At 52.6% G+C, this 2,861-nt stretch carries 3 protein-coding genes; 2 read left to right on the forward strand and 1 reads right to left on the reverse strand.

Going from position 1 to position 2,861, the window contains the following annotated elements:
• Nucleotides 1–187: 187 nt before the first annotated feature.
• Nucleotides 188–634 (forward strand): DUF3795 domain-containing protein, encoded by a 447-nt coding sequence (locus tag KKD83_03175; protein ID MBU2535154.1) that lies wholly within the window; start codon nucleotides 188–190, stop codon nucleotides 632–634.
• A gap of 63 nt (nucleotides 635–697) precedes the next feature.
• Nucleotides 698–2,104, forward strand: coding sequence for a replication-associated recombination protein A (locus tag KKD83_03180; GenBank protein MBU2535155.1), 1,407 nt, complete (start codon nucleotides 698–700; stop codon nucleotides 2,102–2,104).
• 2 nt (nucleotides 2,105–2,106) lie between these two features.
• Here KKD83_03180 and KKD83_03185 read toward each other — a convergent pair whose 3' ends face one another.
• Complete coding sequence (locus KKD83_03185) at nucleotides 2,107–2,736, reverse strand: guanylate kinase (protein ID MBU2535156.1); 630 nt, start codon at nucleotides 2,734–2,736, stop codon at nucleotides 2,107–2,109.
• Nucleotides 2,737–2,861: the final 125 nt, after the last annotated feature.

The raw sequence follows: 2,861 nt of genomic DNA on the forward strand, positions 1-2,861 counted from the left end.
GATAGGTTTTATGATGAGCACACAGAACATGGACCGGGCGACCGCGGAAAAAGCCGCCAGGGAATACATGGACACCATGCCGGCGTGGCAGGGGAAATAATAAATGGGTGTTAAAGAGGGGCGAAGCCCCTCTCACCTAACCACCTCCCCCTCTCCTTTGAAGGAGAGGGGGACACAGGGGGTGAGGATGACTGCAGAAAAATATTTAATCGCCTATTGCGGCCTGTACTGTGGAGACTGCTCTAGCTATCAGGGCAAAATTGCTGATTTAGCCCGTGACCTGAGGAAGGAGTTGAGAAAGGCCAAATTCGATAGAACTGCTGCCGCTCTCTCCGAAGTTCCTTTCTTCGCCACTTTTAAGAATTACCAGCAGAGCTACGAGTTGCTGGGCGCTTTGGTCAGATTTCGCTGCAAGAATACCTGTCGCGGTGGCGGTGGTCCGCCTCACTGCAAAATGAGAAAGTGTTGCCAGAAAAAAGGCCTTGACGGCTGCTGGCAATGCGAGGATTTTGAAACCTGTGAGAATCTGGACTTTTTAAAGACCGTTCATGGTGACGCGCATCTGAAAAATTTGAGAATACTGAAGAATAAAGGCGAAGATGCCTTTCTTGCCGGTAAAAAGTACTGGCATTAACCTTTGGCGCTATAAAGCGTTATAATGAATGGGGGGAGTAAGAAGGGGAGGTACATTATGAGTATGGATATGTTTGAAAAGCAGGCTGGGGATTTGCAGTCCAACGAAGCACCGCTGGCCACCCGCATGCGACCGAACAGCCTTAACACGTTCGTCGGGCAGGAGCATATCATCGGCCCGGGCCGTGTGCTGAGGAAAGCCATTGAAAGCGGCAAGATTCCCTCGATTATTCTCTGGGGTCCACCGGGCAGCGGCAAGACAACGCTGGCCTACATCATTGCCAATATGACCGGTGCCAATTTCTCCCCTATCAGCGCCGTCAGTGCTAACGTGAACGACCTGCGACGCATTATCGAAGAGGCAAAGGGTCGCCGCCAGATGAACCTCCAGAAAACCATCCTCTTCATTGACGAAATTCACCGCTTCAACAAAACGCAGCAGGATGCCGTGTTGCCTTTTGTTGAAGACGGCACCATAACGCTCATCGGTGCCACCACCGAGAACCCTTCCTTTGAGGTCACCTCCCCTCTCCTCTCCAGAAGCCGCGTTATGCCCCTCAGGCCCCTCACCGATGAACAGATACAGGTCATCCTCACCAGAGCCCTCAAGGACACCCTTCGCGGACTGGGTTATCTCAATGTGGAGGTCGCACCCGAGGCAATGGGGCACCTGATTACGTTATCCAACCATGATGCCCGTATCGCGCTCAATGCCCTGGAAATGGCAGCCTTGAGCACGCCTCCCGATGAAGAAGGGAAGCGTTATATTACCCTGCCCACGGTTGAGGACGCACTTCAGCGCCGCGTGCTGCCTTACGATAAAGACGGCGACCAGCACTATGACCATATTTCCGCCCTGCACAAGTCCATGCGCGGCTCTGACCCGGATGCCTCTCTATATTGGCTGGCCAGAATGCTTGACAGCGGTGAAGACCCCTTATACATTGCCCGCCGCCTGGTTCGCTTTGCCTCGGAAGATGTCGGCATGGCAGACCCGCAAGCCCTGGTAATCGCCATGGCAGCACAGCAAGCGGTCCACTTCATCGGCATGCCCGAGGGCAACCTGGCGCTGGCCGAGGCAGCGGTTTACATGGCTACCGCCCCGAAGAGCAATTCACTATATGAAGCATACTCCCGTGCCCAGCAGGAAATTACCCAGGGCCCCAGTGAGGCAGTTCCCCTCCACCTGCGCAACCCGGTGACACCGCTCATGCAGGAGATGGGACATGGCAAGGATTATAAGTACGCTCACGACTATCCCGACCATTTTGCGGAGCAGCAGAACCTGCCGGACCACCTTCAGGGTGCAAAATATTACAAGCCAAGTACGCAGGGCTACGAAGCGCAGATCATCACCCGCTTGAAGTCCTGGTGGCAGAGAAAGACGCAACCGGAACAATCTGAAACAGAGCAGACCGAACTAGAACCATCCGAAACAGAACCAGAGGATAATTCGTCAGAAGAATCCTGAGTTTACTCCAAATTGATCTCGCGGGGAGTTACCCGACACTTCTCCGCGGTTATGATAGCGATAATATCCATCACGGCGCTGTCGATCTCATCCCGCTGGCTGTAGACCACGTAATCAAATAACGATGATTGTTTTATTTCTTCAGTTGCGGTCCGCATGCGCAAGTTCAGGTCAAATGATGATTCAGTATGCCGCTTTTTTAATCTCTTCCCCAGTTCCTCCATCGATGGCGGCATGAGGAAAATGAATACCGCCTGGGGTACTATCTTCTTGATGGCTGTTGCGCCCTGTATGTCCACTTTAACAATTGTATCCTGGTCGCTATTGAGCGCCTGTTTTATCGGCTCTTTGGGTACGCCGTACCAGTTGCCATAGACTTTCGCGTATTCCAGCAACTCTCCCTGTTTGATCATATCCTGGAACTTTTCCGGAGCGATGAAATGGTAATCAATATGATTGCGCTCTCCGGCGCGTCGCAAACGTGTGGTTACGGTTGTAATGTACTCCAGGGGATATTTGAACTCCTTCATTCGGTTGAGCAGAGCGTCTTTCCCAACTCCTGAAGGGCCAGAGAGAATGATGAGCAGCGGTTTCTTGGGTGAACCGAGCGGAGAGCTTGGTCTACGGCTCATCTCTTTCGTCGCTTTGCTCCAGTTTTATTCCAGAACTGGAACGAATTGCCTGAAGCCTGCCGGCAATTGTTTCTGGAGCAAGCGCGGCCTGAATAACATGACCGCTATCAATAAAAATAACGACC

The sequence above is a fragment of the Chloroflexota bacterium genome, assembly GCA_018829775.1.
In the GTDB taxonomy this organism is placed as follows: Bacteria; Chloroflexota; Dehalococcoidia; order Dehalococcoidales; family RBG-16-60-22; genus E44-bin89.